The sequence below is a fragment of the Polyangium spumosum genome (assembly GCF_009649845.1).
Taxonomy (GTDB): Bacteria; Myxococcota_A; Polyangia; order Polyangiales; family Polyangiaceae; genus Polyangium; species Polyangium spumosum.
This window is the reverse complement of the sequence record NZ_WJIE01000007.1, coordinates 241,623-256,925: the sequence shown is the minus strand read 5'-3', so window position 1 is coordinate 256,925 and position 15,303 is coordinate 241,623. Positions and strand designations below refer to the sequence as shown.

13 protein-coding genes are annotated in these 15,303 nt (G+C 69.2%); all 13 read left to right on the top strand.

All coding sequences use genetic code 11. The annotated features are described in order from the left end of the window. The first annotated feature begins 103 nt into the window (after positions 1 to 103). Genes GF068_RS25200 through GF068_RS25140 form a run of 13 tightly spaced genes read left to right on the top strand, consistent with a single transcriptional unit; the run spans position 104 to position 15,299 of the window. Positions 104 to 1,570: an aldehyde dehydrogenase family protein gene (locus tag GF068_RS25200; protein ID WP_153822011.1), complete on the top strand. Its 1,467-nt coding sequence runs from the start codon at positions 104 to 106 to the stop codon at positions 1,568 to 1,570. Between the two features lie 25 nt (positions 1,571 to 1,595). Beyond that, positions 1,596 to 2,975, top strand: coding sequence for a 4-aminobutyrate--2-oxoglutarate transaminase (gene gabT / locus GF068_RS25195; protein ID WP_153822010.1), 1,380 nt, complete (start codon positions 1,596 to 1,598; stop codon positions 2,973 to 2,975). Then, positions 2,972 to 4,423, top strand: coding sequence for an aldehyde dehydrogenase family protein (locus tag GF068_RS25190; protein WP_153822009.1), 1,452 nt, complete (start codon positions 2,972 to 2,974; stop codon positions 4,421 to 4,423). The genes gabT and GF068_RS25190 overlap by 4 nt, the downstream gene beginning before the upstream one ends. Before the next feature lie 28 nt (positions 4,424 to 4,451). Beyond that, on the top strand, positions 4,452 to 5,600 hold the full coding sequence (locus tag GF068_RS25185; RefSeq protein ID WP_153822008.1) for an ABC transporter substrate-binding protein: 1,149 nt from the start codon (positions 4,452 to 4,454) through the stop codon (positions 5,598 to 5,600). A gap of 10 nt (positions 5,601 to 5,610) precedes the next feature. Beyond that, entirely contained in the window at positions 5,611 to 6,537 is a 927-nt protein-coding gene (locus tag GF068_RS25180) for an ABC transporter permease (protein WP_153822007.1), read from the top strand. Beyond that, a complete protein-coding gene (locus tag GF068_RS25175) occupies positions 6,537 to 7,331 on the top strand; it encodes an ABC transporter permease subunit (protein WP_206079545.1) in 795 nt (264 codons plus the stop codon). Before GF068_RS25180 ends, GF068_RS25175 begins: the two co-directional genes overlap by 1 nt. Beyond that, positions 7,328 to 8,398 (top strand): ABC transporter ATP-binding protein, encoded by a 1,071-nt coding sequence (locus tag GF068_RS25170; protein WP_153822006.1) that lies wholly within the window; start codon positions 7,328 to 7,330, stop codon positions 8,396 to 8,398. Before GF068_RS25175 ends, GF068_RS25170 begins: the two co-directional genes overlap by 4 nt. 6 nt (positions 8,399 to 8,404) lie before the next feature. Beyond that, positions 8,405 to 9,424 carry a serine/threonine-protein kinase gene (locus tag GF068_RS25165; RefSeq protein WP_153822005.1) on the top strand — a complete coding sequence of 340 codons (1,020 nt, stop codon included), beginning with the start codon at positions 8,405 to 8,407 and terminating at the stop codon, positions 9,422 to 9,424. 59 nt (positions 9,425 to 9,483) lie between these two features. Continuing rightward, complete coding sequence (locus tag GF068_RS25160) at positions 9,484 to 10,260, top strand: RDD family protein (protein WP_153822004.1); 777 nt, start codon at positions 9,484 to 9,486, stop codon at positions 10,258 to 10,260. Then, positions 10,257 to 11,222 (top strand): stage II sporulation protein M, encoded by a 966-nt coding sequence (locus tag GF068_RS25155; protein ID WP_153822003.1) that lies wholly within the window; start codon positions 10,257 to 10,259, stop codon positions 11,220 to 11,222. Before GF068_RS25160 ends, GF068_RS25155 begins: the two co-directional genes overlap by 4 nt. Beyond that, positions 11,219 to 12,019: a hypothetical protein gene (locus tag GF068_RS25150; protein ID WP_153822002.1), complete on the top strand. Its 801-nt coding sequence runs from the start codon at positions 11,219 to 11,221 to the stop codon at positions 12,017 to 12,019. The genes GF068_RS25155 and GF068_RS25150 overlap by 4 nt, the downstream gene beginning before the upstream one ends. Further along, positions 12,016 to 14,337, top strand: a complete 2,322-nt coding sequence (locus GF068_RS25145; protein WP_153822001.1) for a DUF4350 domain-containing protein — start codon at positions 12,016 to 12,018, stop codon at positions 14,335 to 14,337. The genes GF068_RS25150 and GF068_RS25145 overlap by 4 nt, the downstream gene beginning before the upstream one ends. After that, entirely contained in the window at positions 14,334 to 15,299 is a 966-nt protein-coding gene (locus GF068_RS25140; protein ID WP_153822000.1) for an AAA family ATPase, read from the top strand. The genes GF068_RS25145 and GF068_RS25140 overlap by 4 nt, the downstream gene beginning before the upstream one ends. Positions 15,300 to 15,303 lie beyond the last annotated feature (4 nt).

Genomic DNA, 15,303 nt, shown 5'->3' with positions numbered 1-15,303 from the left:
GTCCCCCTCGCCCCCTCCTCCGCCCCTGCCCCCTTTTTTCTCCCGCCGCTGCCGGCTTCCCGGGTAGACTCCCCGCCTTCCGAGGGGAGGAGGAGGCCGCGAAATGAAACGCTATCAGATGCTCATCGGTGGGAATTGGGTGGACAGCCTGTCCGGGCAGACGCGTGAGCTTCGCGACCCGGCCAATGGTGAGCTCGTCGCCACCGTCCCCGAGGCCGGCCGCGACGACGCGCGCCGCGCCATCGACGCCGCTCGCGAGGCCTTCGATCGTGGGCCCTGGCGCAAGACCACCGCCCTCGATCGGGCCAAGCTCCTCTTCAAGCTCGCCGACGCCGTCAACAAGGAGGCCGACGCCCTCGCGCGCCTCGAGGTCCAGAGCTGCGGCAAGCCCCTCGCCGAGGCCCAGTTCGACGTCGCCGACGCCGCCAACTGCTTCGAGTTCTACGGCGGGCTCGCCACCAAGATCGCCGGCGAGACCATGAACGTCCCCGCCAACAGCGTCAGCTTCGTCGTCCGTGAGCCCCTCGGCGTCTGCGGCCAGATCATCCCCTGGAACTACCCGCTCCTCATGGCCGCCTGGAAGCTCGCCCCCGCCCTCGCCGCGGGCAACACGTGCGTGCTCAAGCCCTCCGAGCTCACGCCCCTCACCGCCCTCGAGCTTGGCCGCATCATGAGCGAGGTCGGCTTTCCGCCCGGCGTCGTCAACATCCTCACGGGCCCCGGCGCCGGCGCGGGCGAGGAGCTCGCCGAGAGCGCGCGCGTCGACAAGGTCGCCTTCACCGGCGGCACCGTCACGGGGCGCAAGATCCTCCAGGCCTCCGCGGGCAACCTCAAGAAGGTCACGCTCGAGCTCGGCGGCAAGAACCCGAACATCGTCTTCGCCGACGCCGATTTCGAGGCCGCCGTCGACGGCGCCCTCTTCGGCGCCTTCGCCAACCAGGGCGAGGTCTGCTCCGCCGGATCACGCTTGCTCGTCGAGCGCTCGCTGCACGACAAACTCGTCGCCGCGATGGTCGAGAAGATCCCGCGCGTGAAGGTCGGCCATGGCCTCGATCCCGCGACGAAGATGGGCCCGCTCGTCTCGGCGGCGCACCGCGACAAGGTCGAGTCGTACATCCGCATCGGCCTCGAGGAGGGCGCGCGGCTCGTCTGCGGCGGCAAGAGGCCCTCGGATCCGGCCTTCGCGAACGGGCACTTCCTCGAGCCCACGATCTTCGTCGACGTCAAGCCCACCATGCGCATCGCGCGCGAGGAGATCTTCGGGCCCGTGCTCACGGTGACGCCGTTCGACACCGAGGAGGAGGCCATCGCGCTCGCGAACGACACCGAGTACGGCCTCGCCGCCGCGGTCTGGACGAAGAGCCTCACGCGCGCGCACCGCGTGATCCGCGAGCTGCGCGCCGGCATCACCTGGGTGAACACCTATCACCCGACGTTCAACGAGATGCCCTGGGGCGGCTACAAGCAGAGCGGCACCGGGCGCGAGCTCGGGCTCTACGGGATCGAGGCGTATCTCGAGACCAAGCAGGTCAACATCAACCTGGACGAGGCCCCGCTCGGCTGGTACTAGCCGGCGTTTTTCGGGAGAGACCCGCATGCGGATCGAATTGAAGACCGAGATCCCGGGGCCTCGGAGCCGGGCGCTCATGGAGCAGCGCCGCGCGGCGGTCGCCCGGGGGCCGTTCCACGGCACGCCCATCTTCGTCGCGAAGGCGCACGGCGCCGTGATCGAGGACGTCGACGGCAACAAGCTGCTCGATTTCGCCTCCGGCATCGCCGTCACGAACCTCGGCCACACGCCGGCCGACGTCGTCCGGGCCGTGCAAACGCAGGCCGAGCTGTTCTTGCATACGAGCTTCAACGTCGTCCCTTACGAGGGCTACGTCGCGCTCTGCGAGCGCCTCTGCCGCGTCACGCCGGGCGCCTTCGCGAAGAAGGCGTTCCTCGCGAACAGCGGCGCCGAGGCCGTCGAGAACGCCATCAAGATCGCCCGCGCGCACACGAAGCGGCAGGCCGTCGTCGTCTTCGACCACGCCTTCCACGGCCGCACGTACCTCGCGATGAGCATGACCAGCAAGGTCGGCTATCGGCAGGGCTTCGCCCCGTTTTGCCCCGAGGTCTACCGCACGCCGTTCCCGTACACGTACCGCTCGCCCGAGCCCGACGCCTCCGCGTGGGCCATGCGCGAGCTGCGTGAGCTCGTCCTGCACCACGTCGGCGCGAACAACGTCGCCGCCGTGGTGATCGAGCTCGTGCTCGGCGAGGGCGGCTTCGTCGACGCGCCCGCGGCGTTCGTGCAGGAGCTCGCGGGCTTCTGCAAGGAGCACGGCATCGTCCTCGTCGTCGACGAGATCCAGACGGGCTTCGGCCGCACCGGCGCGCTCTTCGCGTGTGAGCACTACGGCATCGAGCCCGACCTCGTCACGCTCGCGAAGGGGCTCGGCTCGGGTCTGCCCATCTCCGCGGTCGTCGGGCGCGCCGAGATCATGGATGCGCCCGTCGAGGGCGGGATCGGCGGCACCTTCGGCGGAAACCCCCTCGCCTGCGCGGCGGCGCTCGCCGTGCTCGACCGCTTCGAGGAAGGCGGCGGCGCGATCCTCGCGCGGATCCGCGCCGTGGGCGAGCGCATCGGCGCGCGCCTCGCGGCCTGGAAAGAGCGCTTCCCGGTCGTCGGCGACGTGCGCGGCATCGGCCCCATGCGGTGCATCGAGCTCGTGCGGGACAGGGAAACACGCGAGCCCGACAAGGCCGCGGCCGGGGCGCTCGCGAAGTACTGTTATCAGCACGGCCTGGTCGTCCTCGGCGCCGGGACCTACGGCAACGTCATTCGCCTGGCCCCGCCGCTCACCCTGGAAGACGACGAGCTCGACGAGGGGCTCGCGGTCCTGGAAGCGGGGCTCGTGGAACTCGGGTTCGGGGCGCAGGGCGCCGAGAGGCGACCCGGAGCCCCGATTGTTGACGGGAGGAACACATGAGTCGACACCTGCTCTTCATTGACGGCGCGTGGCGGGAGTCGACCCGGACGCATACCATCAAATCGCCCTACAGCGGCCGCATCGTCGCCGTCGCCGAGGAGGCCGACGACGCGCTCATGGAGCGCGCGCTCGCCGCGGCGAAGGCGGCGCAGACGCGCTTCCGCAAGACGAGCCGGTACCTCCGTAGCTGCTTGCTCGCCGCGATGGCGCGGCGGATCGATGAGGACCGGGCGAAGTTCGTGGCGTCGATCGTCGACGAGGCCGGCAAGCCCGCGGCGCTCGCGGACGCCGAGGTCTCCCGCGCGATCACGACCTTCACCGTCGCCGCCGAGGAGACGAAGCGGTATGGCGGCGAGGTCTTCCCGATCGACATCGACGCGGCCGGCCGCGCGTACGAGCCTGGCACGAGCCTCTTCGTCCCGCGTGGGCCCGTCCTCGCGATCACGCCCTTCAACTTCCCGTTGAACCTCGTCGCGCACAAGGTCGCGCCTGCGCTCGCGATTGGCGCGCCCGTGCTCGTCAAGCCTGCGCCGCAGGCGCCGGGCGCGGTGCGCCTGCTCGCCGAGGTCTTCGAGGCGGCGGCGAACGAGGTCTCGGAGAGCCGCGAGACCATCCCGCTCGGCGCGCTCCAGACGATCACCGCGCCGAACGAGGTCACGGGGCGGGCGATCCGTGATCCACGTGTCGCGATCGTCAGCTTCACGGGCAGCGCCTCCGTCGGCTGGACGATCCAAAGCATGGCGCGTGGCAAGCGCGTCGTGCTCGAGCTCGGCGGCAATGCGGCCGTCATCGTGCACGGCGGTGCCGACCTCGTCCGCGCGGCCTCGCGCGTGGCGTATGGCGCCTTCGCGTACGCGGGGCAGGTCTGCATTTCCGTGCAAAACGTCTGGGTCGAGGAGAGCGTCGAGGAGGCGTTCCGCGGCTTTCTGCTGGACGAGGTCTCGCGCATCAAGACGGGGGATCCGCGCGCCGAGGGCGTGCTCGTGGGCCCGGTGATCGACGGCAAGGCGGCCGATCGCATCACGACGTGGATCGACGAGGCCCAGAAATCGGGCGTGGCCGTGCTTTGTGGCGGCAAGCGCGAGGGCAACGTCCTTCCGCCGACGGTCCTCGACAAACCGGGCGAGGCGCTCGCGATCGTGCGCGAGGAGGTCTTCGGCCCCGTGCTCAACCTGCTCACGTATCGCGACGTGGGGGAGGCCATCGAGGCGGTGAACCGCTCGAAGTATGGCCTCCAGGCGGGCGTCTTCACCGACAGCCTGCGCGTCGCGCGTCGCGCTGCCGAGGATCTCGAGGTCGGCGGCGTCATGATCAACGAGGTCCCCACCTATCGCGCCGATCACATGCCTTATGGCGGCGTGAAGGAGTCCGGTCTCGGCCGTGAGGGCGTCCGCTACGCGATGGAAGAGTACAGCGAGCGGAAGACCGTTATTTCGTATCGGGGTTGAACCCGTCTGCGGGATTGGAGGATTCGCGATGATTCGATTGTCTTCGTGGGTATCGGCGGCGGGCCTCGCCCTGCTCGGGATCGTGTCGCTCGGCTGCCAGAGCGAAAAGAAGCCGGAGGGCGCGGCTCCGACCGGCAGCGCGGCGCCCGCGCAGAAGCCGGCCGACCCGGCCGAGAAGTGGAAGGGTCAGACCCTGAACCTGCTCACGTGGGAGGGGTATGCCGATCCCAAGTTCACGAAGGGGTTCGAGGAGAAGTACAAGGTCACCGTCAAGTACACGTATTTCGGCACGAGCGACGAGCTCGTGGCGAAGCTCAAGTCGAGCCCGGGCGTGTACGACGTCATCTCGCCCTCCTCGGACGTCGCGACGACCCTCGTGCAGGGCGGCCTCGTCGATCCGATCGACACCACGAAGATCGCGAGCTACGGCGAGCTCGCCGAGGCGCTCCGGAACCGCGACGACGTCAAGAAGGACGGCAAGGTCTACGGCGTGCCTTTCACGTGGGGCCCCGATTTCCTCATTTACGACGCGAACGTCGTGAAGGAGGAGCCGAAGAGCTGGAAGGTCTTCAACGACCCGCAATACAAGGGCAAGGTCAGCCTCTGGGACGACGTCTCCAACATCTACCTCGTCGGCCAGATGATGGGGCTCGACAAGACGGATCAGGCGGCGCTCTACAACATGACGGACGAGCAGCTCGCCGAGGCGAAGAAGCAGCTCGTCGCGCTCAAGCCCCAGGTCCGCAAGTACTGGGCGACCGCGGGTGAGCTCAAGGATCTCTTCAAGAACAAGGAGATCGCCCTGGCCGTCGGCTGGCCGCTCACGGTCAAGGACGTCAACGCGGAGGGCGGCAACCTCAAGGCCGTGATCCCCGAGGAGGGCGCGACGGGCTGGATCGATCGGCTCATGATCACCTCCTCCTCGAAGAACAAGGACCTCGCGCTCGCGTACCTCGATTACGTCACCACGCCGAAGGCCCAGGCGCTCGTCTTCGAGGCGACGGGCGGGTATTGCGTGGCGAACGCGAAGGCCAAGGAGCACATGTCCGACGACCTCAAGAAGAGCCCCTGCGTGACCGAGGCGGACAACTACTTCAAGCGCCTCAATTTCTGGCAGCAGGTCAAGGACCGCAAGAAGTACAACGAGCTCTGGAACGAGGTGAAGAGCGCGAAGTAGGTCCTCGGCGATGGATACGGCGCCCGCCGCGAAGGCATCGGATCAAGCGATCACCCCGCCGAAGAGGCGGGCGCTCCTGTTCCTCGTCCTCCCCCCCGCGCTCTGGCTCGTCTGTTTCCTGGTCATCCCCTACCTGTCGCTGTTTTTCCAGAGCTTCCTCAGCACGAACGACATCGGCGACGTCGTCCTCGAGCCCACGCTCGACCCGTGGAAATCCTTCTTCACGAAGGACCTCTACCGCGACACGTTGCTCTACACCTTCAAGATCGCGGCGATGGTCACGGCCCTCGCCGTGCTCTGCAGCGTGCCGCTCGCGTATTTCATCGCGTTCAAGGTGCGCCGCTACAAGGAGCTGCTCTACAGCCTCATCATCGTCCCGCTCTGGGTCAGCTACATCGTCCGCGCGTATGCGTGGAAGATCATCCTCGGCCGCGAGGGGATCCTGAACTCGGCATTGCAATGGGCGAAGATCACGGACGCGCCCGTCGAGGCCTTTCTCTACAGTGAATGGGCCATCATCCTCGGCCTCGTCCACATCTACACGCCCTTCGTGCTCATGCCGGTGTACACCGCCTTCGAGCAGATCCCCCGCCCGCTCGTCGAGGCCTCGAAGGACCTCGGCGCCGGCCGCCTGACCACGTTCTTCCGGATCGTCCTGCCGCTCTCGTTACCCGGCCTCATCGCCGGCGGCACCTTCGCGTTCGTCTTGACGCTCGGTGATTTCCTCGCGCCCGTCCTGCTCGGCGGCACCAACAACCTCATGATCTCGAACGTCGTGCAGAACCTGTTCGGCACCTCGAACGATCGCCCGCTCGGCTCCGTCGTGGGGATCGTCCTGCTCGTCGTCGTCGTGCTGCTCCTCGAGAGCACGTCCCGCGCCGAGAGAGCGTTCGCGAGCCTCGAGACGGGCCGCGGCCGGTTCGGAGGAGCGCGCTAGTGCGCCGCTTTGACCTGCCCACCTTCCTCGTCGGCAGCGCGGCGGCGGCCGTCCTCGCGTTCATCTACCTGCCGATGGTGGTCGTCGTCGTGTATTCGTTCAACCCCGAGTCGGTGAACGTCTTCCCGATGCGCGGCTTCTCCCTGCGCTGGTACCAGCAGCTCTTCGAGAACGACGAGCTCCTCGCGGCATTACGGATCAGCGTCCTCATCGCGCTCGGCGGCACGGCGATCGGCCTCTTGCTCGGCGTCCCCGGCGCCATCGCGCTCGCGCGCCACGATTTTCCGGGCAAACGTGTCCTCGAGCGCGTCGTCCTCCTGCCGCTCACCTTGCCCGGCATCGTCACGGGCGTCGCCATGTTGAGCTTCTTCCCGCTCATCGGCGTCCCCGTCTCGCTGCTCGCCGTGCTCATCGGCCACGGCACCTTCCTCATCGCCATCACCCTCACGCAGGTCTATGCCCGGTTGAAGCGCCTCGATCCTTCGCTCGAGGAGGCCTCGGCGGACCTCGGCGCGCCGCCGCTCACCACGTTCCGGCGGGTCGTCCTGCCAAACATCAAGACGGCGATCATCGGCTCGGCGCTCCTCTCGTTCACCCTCTCGCTCGACGAGATTCCGGTCACGTTTTTCCTCATCGCGGGCGACAACACGTTGCCCATCCAGATCTGGGCCATGATGCGCCGGGGCATTTCTCCCGAGGTCAACGCCATCTCGACCCTCGTCTTCGCCGGATCCATCGCCCTCATCCTGCTCGGCACCGCGCTCGGCGGCCGCGACAAGGAGTCATTACATTGAGGATCGTCGAGCTACGCAAGGTCGTGAAGCGCTTCGGCGACGTCGAGGTCGTCAAATCGCTCGATTTATCCATCGAGAAAGGGGAGTTCCTCACCTTCCTCGGCCCGAGCGGCTGCGGCAAGACCACCACGCTCCGCATGATCGGCGGCTTCGAGATGCCCACCTCGGGCGAGATTTTCCTGAGCGGCCGTGAGGTCAGCGCGCTCCCGCCCTACAAGCGCGACGTCAACACGGTCTTCCAGAGCTACGCCCTCTTCCCCCACATGACCGTGCGCGAGAACGTCGCGTATGGCCTCGAGCAGAAGCGCCTGCCCAAGGCCGAGATCGAGCGCAAGGTCTCGGACGTGCTCGCCATGGTGCGCATGGACGGCCTCGCCGCGCGCAAGCCACGCGAGCTCTCCGGCGGCCAGCAGCAGCGCGTCGCCGTGGCCCGCGCCATCGTGAACGGCCCCTCCGTGCTCTTGCTCGACGAGCCCCTCGGCGCCCTCGACCTCAAGCTCCGCAAGGAGATGCAATTCGAGCTGAAGAGCCTCCAGCGCAAGCTCGGCATGACGTTCGTCTACGTCACGCACGACCAGGAGGAGGCGCTCACGATGAGTGATCGCGTCGCGGTCATGAACGGCGGGAGGATCGAGCAGATCGACGCGCCCGTCGCCATTTACAACCGCCCGAAGACCCGGTTCGTCGCCGATTTCATCGGCGAGACCAACCTGCTCGCGGGCGAGGTCCGGCGCGACGGCGCCGCCCACGTGTTTTCCCTCGGCGATGCGCGGATCCCGATCGAGCCCGACGCCGTCCTCGAGGCCGGCCGCGGCGTCTCCTTGAGCGTGCGGCCCGAAATGGTCACGGTTCGCAAGGCGGAGGGCGGCGAATCGCTCGGCGTATCGCTCCCCGGGACGGTCGAGGAGACCGTCTTCATCGGCTCCGTCTGGAAGACCGTCGTGCGCCTCTCGAGCGGCGAGCGTGTCGTCGCGACCGAGCCTCCCGCCTCGCATGGCCATATCGAGACGGGCACGCAGGTCGTCGTCGGCTGGGAGCCCAAGAGCGCCGTCGTGCTCGAGGCTTGATGGACGATGGAGCTCCAGCCTGGCCATCTCATCGCGGGGCGCTTCCGGGTCGTACGGTTCCTCGGCGAGGGCGCGGTCAGCGCCGTGTACGAGGCCACCGACGACGTGCGGGGCCATCGCGTCGCGGTGAAGCTCCTCCACCGCGAGCTCTCCCAGAACAATGAGATCGTCCAGCGGTTCGAGCGCGAGGCGGAGGCGGCGAGCCGCATCGGCTCCGAGCACATCGTCCTCGTCCATGGCGCCGGCAGCGCCCCCGAGGGACGATTCATCGTCCTCGAATACCTCGACGGCGCGACGCTCGCCGATCGCCTGCGGGGCCGCCGCCCGCTCCCGCCCGAGGAGGCTGCGTCGCTGCTCCTCCAGCTCCTCGCGGGCCTCTCCATGGCGCACGCGCTCGGCATCGTGCACCGCGATTTGAAGCCGGCGAACCTCTTCCTCGTGCGTGGCGCGGGCGGCGGCGATTTCTTGAAGATCCTCGATTTCGGCGCCTCGAAGCTCACGAACATGGGCCAGGGCCTCACCCGCACCGGGGCCATGGTCGGCACGCCGATGTACATGTCGCCCGAGCAGATCAGGAGCTCCGACAAGGTCGACGCGCGGGCCGACGTGTATGCCGCGGGCGTCATCCTCTACGAATGCGTCACCGGCAACGTCCCGTTCGCCGTGAAAAACGCGGTCGAGCTCGCGTTCCGCGTCGTCTCGCAGGACCCGCCCCCTCCCGAGACGCACGTGCCCACGCTCGATCCCGAGCTCTCGATGATCATCCGCCGCGCGATGGCGCGTGACCCCGCGGCGCGCTTCCAGACCGCCGGCGAGATGCACGACGTGCTGCTCGCCTGGCTCCAGAAGCGTGGTGTTCCCGCCCCGCCGCGGGCGCCCCTCGGGGCCCCGGTGCCCGGCGCCGTCGTCGCCCCGGGCGCCATGCCGGCGGGGTCACGCGCCATTCTCTTGTACGTCGCGGCCGGGCTCGGCGCGCTCGTCCTCGTCGTGTTGATCGCGCTCGTGCTGTACGCCGCGGGGGGCTGATCCCCCGGCGTTCTCCTTTGACCCCCACCCCTCCCTCGTGATGTGATGCCCTCCGCCCCATGGCGGAGCCTGCCCGACGCCTCCAGCCGATCGACACCACCGCGGAGATCGAGACCCCCGAGCACGTGCGGTTTCATTACCCCGTCGCTGGCCCTGCGCGCCGCGTCGTCGCTTATCTGATCGACCTCCTCATCCGGGGCGCCATCCTCGTCGTCTTCGCCATCCTCGCCCTCCTGGGCGGCCTCGCGGTCGGGGACGCCGTCTCCGGCCTCTCCACCGGCTTCCTGCTCGTCATTCATTTCCTCCTCGAGTGGGTCTATTACACGCTCTGGGAGGTCGCCTGGAATGGCCGCACCCCGGGCAAACGCGCGCTCGATCTCCGTGTCGTCACCGCCTTTGGCCATCCCTTGCGGATCGGCGACAGCTTCCTCCGCAACCTCCTCCGCGCCGCGGACTTCCTCCCCTTCGGTTATGCCTTCGGCCTCGTCGCCATGGCGCGAGACGGCCGCTTTCGGCGCCTCGGCGACATGGTCGCGGGCACCATGGTCATCGTCGAGGAGCGCCGCGCCGTGGCCTCTGCGATCCGCATCGACCCTCCGCCCACCCCGAAGGAGCTCGCGAACCTCCCGCAGCGCCTCCCGCTCTCGGGCGACGAGCTCGAGGCCATCGAGCTCTTTCTCCGCCGCAAGGATGGCCTCGGCCCCGCGCGGGAAGAGGAGCTCGCGGCCATGGTCGCGCCCCTCTTCGCGAGCCGCATGGGCATCCGGAACAAGGACGCGGCGCGCCTCCTCGCCTTGATCCACGCGCGCTCCCGTGAGCGCAGGAGGCCGGCTTGAGGAGCCAGGACGAGATCCTCGCGGCCCGCTCGGCCGATTGGCGCGAGCTCGAGAACCTCGTCTCGCGCGCCGAGGCCCTCCATCACCTCGACGGCGCTTCGATCTCCCGCGCGGCCGCGCTTTATCGTGCCCTCTCCGGCGACCTCGTCCTCTGCCGCGCCCGCTGCACCCCCGATCTCGTCGCGTACCTCGACAACCTCGCCGGCCGCGCGCACAGCGCGCTTTATGGCGCCGAGCCTTTCCGCGTCCCGGCCTTCGGGGCCCTGCTCGCCCGCGACTTCCCCCGCGCCCTCCGCAAGAACGCCTCGTTTTTCGCGCTCTCCTCCGCGCTCTTCCTCGTCCCCTGCGCCATCGGCATCGTCCTCGCCCTCTTCGTCCCCGACGCCGCCTCCCAGGTCCTTCCGCGCAGCATGCTCGACGGCATGGCCGACATGTATTCGAAGGGCTTCGACGCGGGCCGCGGCGAGGGGGCCGACTCCGCGATGGCCGGGTTTTACGTGAACAACAACGTCGGCATCGCGTTTCGTTGCTTCGCCACCGGCATCTTCTTCGGCCTCGGCAGCGTCTTTTTCCTCGTCTACAACGGCCTCAACATCGGCATGGTGACCGGCTGGGTCACGGCGGCCGGGTTTGGCCGGAATATCGGCACGTTCATGTGTGGCCACGGGCCCTTCGAGCTCACGGCCATCGTCATCGCGGGCGCCGCGGGCCTCCGCATGGGCCATTCCCTCGTCGTCACCCGCGGCCGCACCCGCCTCGGCTCCCTGCGCGAGAGCGCGCCCGACATCGTCCGCCTCGTCGTCGGCGCCGCCGTCATGCTCCTCATCGCCGCGGCCATCGAGGGTTTCTGGTCCCCCTCGGCCGCGCCGGCGCCCGTCAAATGGGCCACCTCCGCCCTCCTCACCGTGCTCGTCGCGGCTTATTTGCTCTTCGCCGGCCGCGAGCGGAGGGCCTCGACTTGAACCTCGGCGACTCCGCGATCGTCCTGCGCCCCCGGAGCCTCACCGAGGTCATGGACCTCGCGTTCCGCCTCTGCTTCTCCCTCGCGTTTTCCCTCTACACGCGCCTCACCCTTTACGTCGTCGCCCCGCTGCTCGCGGGCATCCTCGCCCTCCGGTATGCGTTCGACGCCTCCTGGCTCCTCGTCTGGCTCGCGGCTCTCCTCACCGTGCCCTTCGTCGAGGCCCTCTTCACGATTGCCATCAGCCAGATCATCTTCTCGCCGACCATCACCCCGCGCGCGGTTTTTTCCCTCTTTCGCAAGCGCCTCGGCGCGCTCCTCGGCTCGTTCGTCATCCGGGGCGTGGGCCTCGTGATCGCCGCGCTCACGTTTTTCCTCCTCCTGCCATTCGTTGGCATTCGCCTCCTGCTCCTCGACGAGGCTTGTTTGCTCGAGGGCCTCTCCGGCACGCGCGCGCACGAGCGGGCCAAGCGGCTCGTCTCCTTGCGCACGGGCGACGCGTTCCTCGTCCTCCTCATGCTCCTCGGCGCGCGTTTCGGCGGGGTCCTCACGGCCGAGCTGCTCTTCGACGGGCTCGTGAACGACCTCCTCCAGTTCGGCCGTCCCTTCGGCTGGCTCTTCGAGGACGGCGGCTCTCCTGCGGCCCTCGTAGGGTTTTTCCTCGCCGTTCCTTTCGTCTCCACGGCGCGGTTCCTCTATTACATCGACACCCGCACCCGTGAGGACGGCTGGGACATCCAGCTCCGCTTCACCTCGATCCGCGCTCGGGCCGAGCAGGAGCGCAGGAGGGCTGCGTGATCAAGTTCGTCCTGCTCCTCTCGGCCCTCGGCGCGAGCCCGGTTTACAACGCCGACGAGCGCGTCCGCGAGGTCCTCGCCGACGATCGATACCGCTTCTGCCACGAGGACGATTATCCCCTCGGCGGCGACGAGCGCGCCTTTTGCTCGCTGGTCGGGGAGACGAGCGAGGTATGTCCCTCGTTGCCTGCCGCCTGCCGCAAGGAGCCCGCGCCCATCGAGAAGGGCGGCCCGCCGTCCGGCATCGCCCCGCAATGCAAGGCCGGCTCCCGCTGTTTGGCGGGACGATCGTCCGGCCGCGACGACCGCGTCGCCGTGCGTCGATTCGAGAATGCTGCGGGCGGCGGCGCCCCGGGGGACGGAGCGCCGGGCGGGGACGGGAAAGGCCAGGCGGGCCCCGGCGGCGAGGGAAAGAGCCCCGGCACCGGGGAACCCGGGCAGGACAAATCCGGCGGCGAGGCGGGCCCGAACGGGAGCGGAGACGCGTCTGGCCCGGGCAAACCCGGCGGCGGCGAGGCGGGCTCGGGCAAAAGTGGTGACGGGCCCGGCAAGGACCCCGGCGCGGGGGAAGGGAAGGGGCAGGCCGAACCCGGAGCCGCGAAGCCGCCGCCGCCCGCGCCTGCGGATCCTGCCGTGGCCAGCGCCGCGAGTGGCTTCGCCCGGGTCCTCTTTTTTATCCTGCTCGGCGGCTTCGGGGCTTTTATCGCGTGGATGGTCCTGAAAAACGTCCTCTCCGAGCGTGACGCGCCCGAGGACGAGGCGCCGCCCGAGGATTTGCCCGAAAATGCCTCGGGCGCACGCCGCCCGGGGCCACGCGGGCCTGTCGAGACCGACGTCGCGCGCCTGCTCGCCCGCGCCCGCGTGGCGGCCCAGCGTGGCGCGTTCGGGCCCGCCATCGACGACGTGTATGCCGCGCTCCTCCGGCGCCTCGACGGCGACGGCCTCATCGAGATCCACGCGTCGCGCACGAATGGTGATTACGTGCGGACCCTCCGCCGCGATCGGCCCGAGATCGCCTCCGACGTGCGCACGATCGTCGCCGACGTGGAGAGTGTCCAGTTCGGATCCCGCGCGCCCTCGGCCGAGGCCTTCGCTCGTATCCACGACCGCGTCGTCCCGCTCGTCTCGCGCGCCCTCTCTGCGCTCGCCGTGCTCCTCGGCCTCTCCGCGACCCTCTCCTGCGGCCGCGTCGCCGCGCTCGACGAATCCGACGGCGCCTTCCGCGGCGACACATCCCCCTCGGGCACGCACGCCCTCGGCGCCGTGCTCGGGGCGTATGGCATCGACCTCCGCCACCGCCGCGATCCCCTCGACAAACTGCCCGACGAGGACGACGCGACGCTTGTCCTCTTGCCCGACCTCGACCTCTCGGCCTCCGATCTCCGCCGCTTACAAAGCTGGGTCGAGGCGGGCGGCGACCTCGTCATCGCGGGCGCGGCCGACCTCCCTGCCTGGACCGGCGCGTCCCTCGAACCAGATCCCGTCGTCGCCGACGACATCGCCCCGACGACGCGGTACGAATACCAGTTCGGCGCGATTCTCCTCTCCCTCCCGCCCGGGCCCACGCTCACGCTGACGGACGCCCAGCGCATGCTCGTCCGCGGGGAGGGCGCGTATGCCTCCTTCAAGCAGCTCGGCGACGGCCGCGTCATCGTCCTCGCCGACGACAAACTCTTCACGAACGTCGCCTTGACGGCCGGCGACAACGCGGCCTTCTTGATCTCCCTCTTCCGCCCGCTCCACCGTGAGGTCGAGCTCTGCGACGGCTGGACCTCCCTCGGCGCCGACACGCCGCTCGACACCCTCGGCCGCGCGCGCCTCTTGCCCATTCTGCTCCAGCTCTTCTTGCTCCTCGGCCTCTATTTCCTCTGGCAGGGCCGCGCCTTCGGCGTCTTGCGGGATCCGCCCGCGAATCGGAGGCGCGCGTTCTCCGACCACGTCCGCGCCCTCGGCCTCGCGTTTGCTCGCGCCGGCGCCTCGCGCCATGCCCTCGGCCTTTATGCCGCGTGGGCCATCGAGCGCCTCCGCGAGCGTGTCCCGCGCGAGGGCCGCCATGGGTTGTCCGGGCTCGCGGAGGCCGTGGCCGTCCGCGCCGGCAAGAGCACCGGCGAGGTCATGACCGTGCTCGTCGAGGCCACCGAGGCGCAAAAAGAGGCGGCCCCCGCGTCCCTCCGCTCCGGCGGCGCCGCGCCCCCCGGACGCGCGCGGGGCAAGGACCGAGCCCAGGCCGCGGCCGATTTCGCCGTCATGCGCGCCCTCGACCATTTCCTCGCCCAGACCTCCCGCGAGCGCTCCCGCAAGAAGACCCGAAAAGCATGAACCTGTCCCTCTTCCGCGAAACCTTCGATCGCATCCGCCGCGAGGCGGGCAAGGTCCTCCTCGGCCAGGACGACATCATCGAGGCCACGCTCCTCGCGATCCTGAGCGGCGGCCACGTCCTCATCGAGGGCGTCCCCGGCCTCGGCAAGACCCTGCTCGTCCGCACCCTCGCCCACGTCTTCGGCGCGAGCTTCCGCCGCATTCAATTCACCCCCGACCTCATGCCGAGCGACGTCACCGGCGGCAACGTCTTCGACCAGAAAGAGGACCGCTTCGTCTTCCACGAGGGCCCGGTCTTCACGCAGCTCCTTCTCGCCGACGAGATCAACCGCGCCCCCGCGAAGACGCAATCCGCGCTGCTCGAGGCGATGCAGGACCTCGCCGTCACCACCGACGGCGTCACGCGCCCCCTGCCCGAGCCCTTCCTCGTCATCGCCACGCAAAACCCCGTCGAATCGCAGGGCACCTATCCCTTGCCCGAGGCCCAGCTCGACAGGTTCCTCGTCAAATTGCACGTCCGTTACCCCGGCCCCGCCGTCGAGAAGCAGATCCTCCGCCACCACGTCGAGGGCTTCTCCGCCGCCCGGCTCGACCGCGCCGGCCTCGAGCCGATCGCCTCGGCCGACGACATCCTCGCCATGCGCCGCGCCCTCGGGGAGGTCCGCGTCGACGAGGGCATCATCGAATACATCACCGATATCGTCTCGCGCACCCGCGCGCACCGCGCCGTCTACCTCGGCTCCTCCCCGCGTGGATCGATTGGCCTGCTCGGCTCCTCCCGCGCGCGCGCCGCCAGCGAGGGCCGCGATTTCGTCACGCCCGACGACGTCAAGGCGCTCGCCCCCGCCGTCCTGCGCCACCGGTTGATCCTCCACCCCGACGCCGAGATCGAAGGCACGAGCGCCGACGACTGCGTCGAGGACATCCTGCGCGAGGCGAAGGTCCCGCGCACCGCGGCCTGATTTC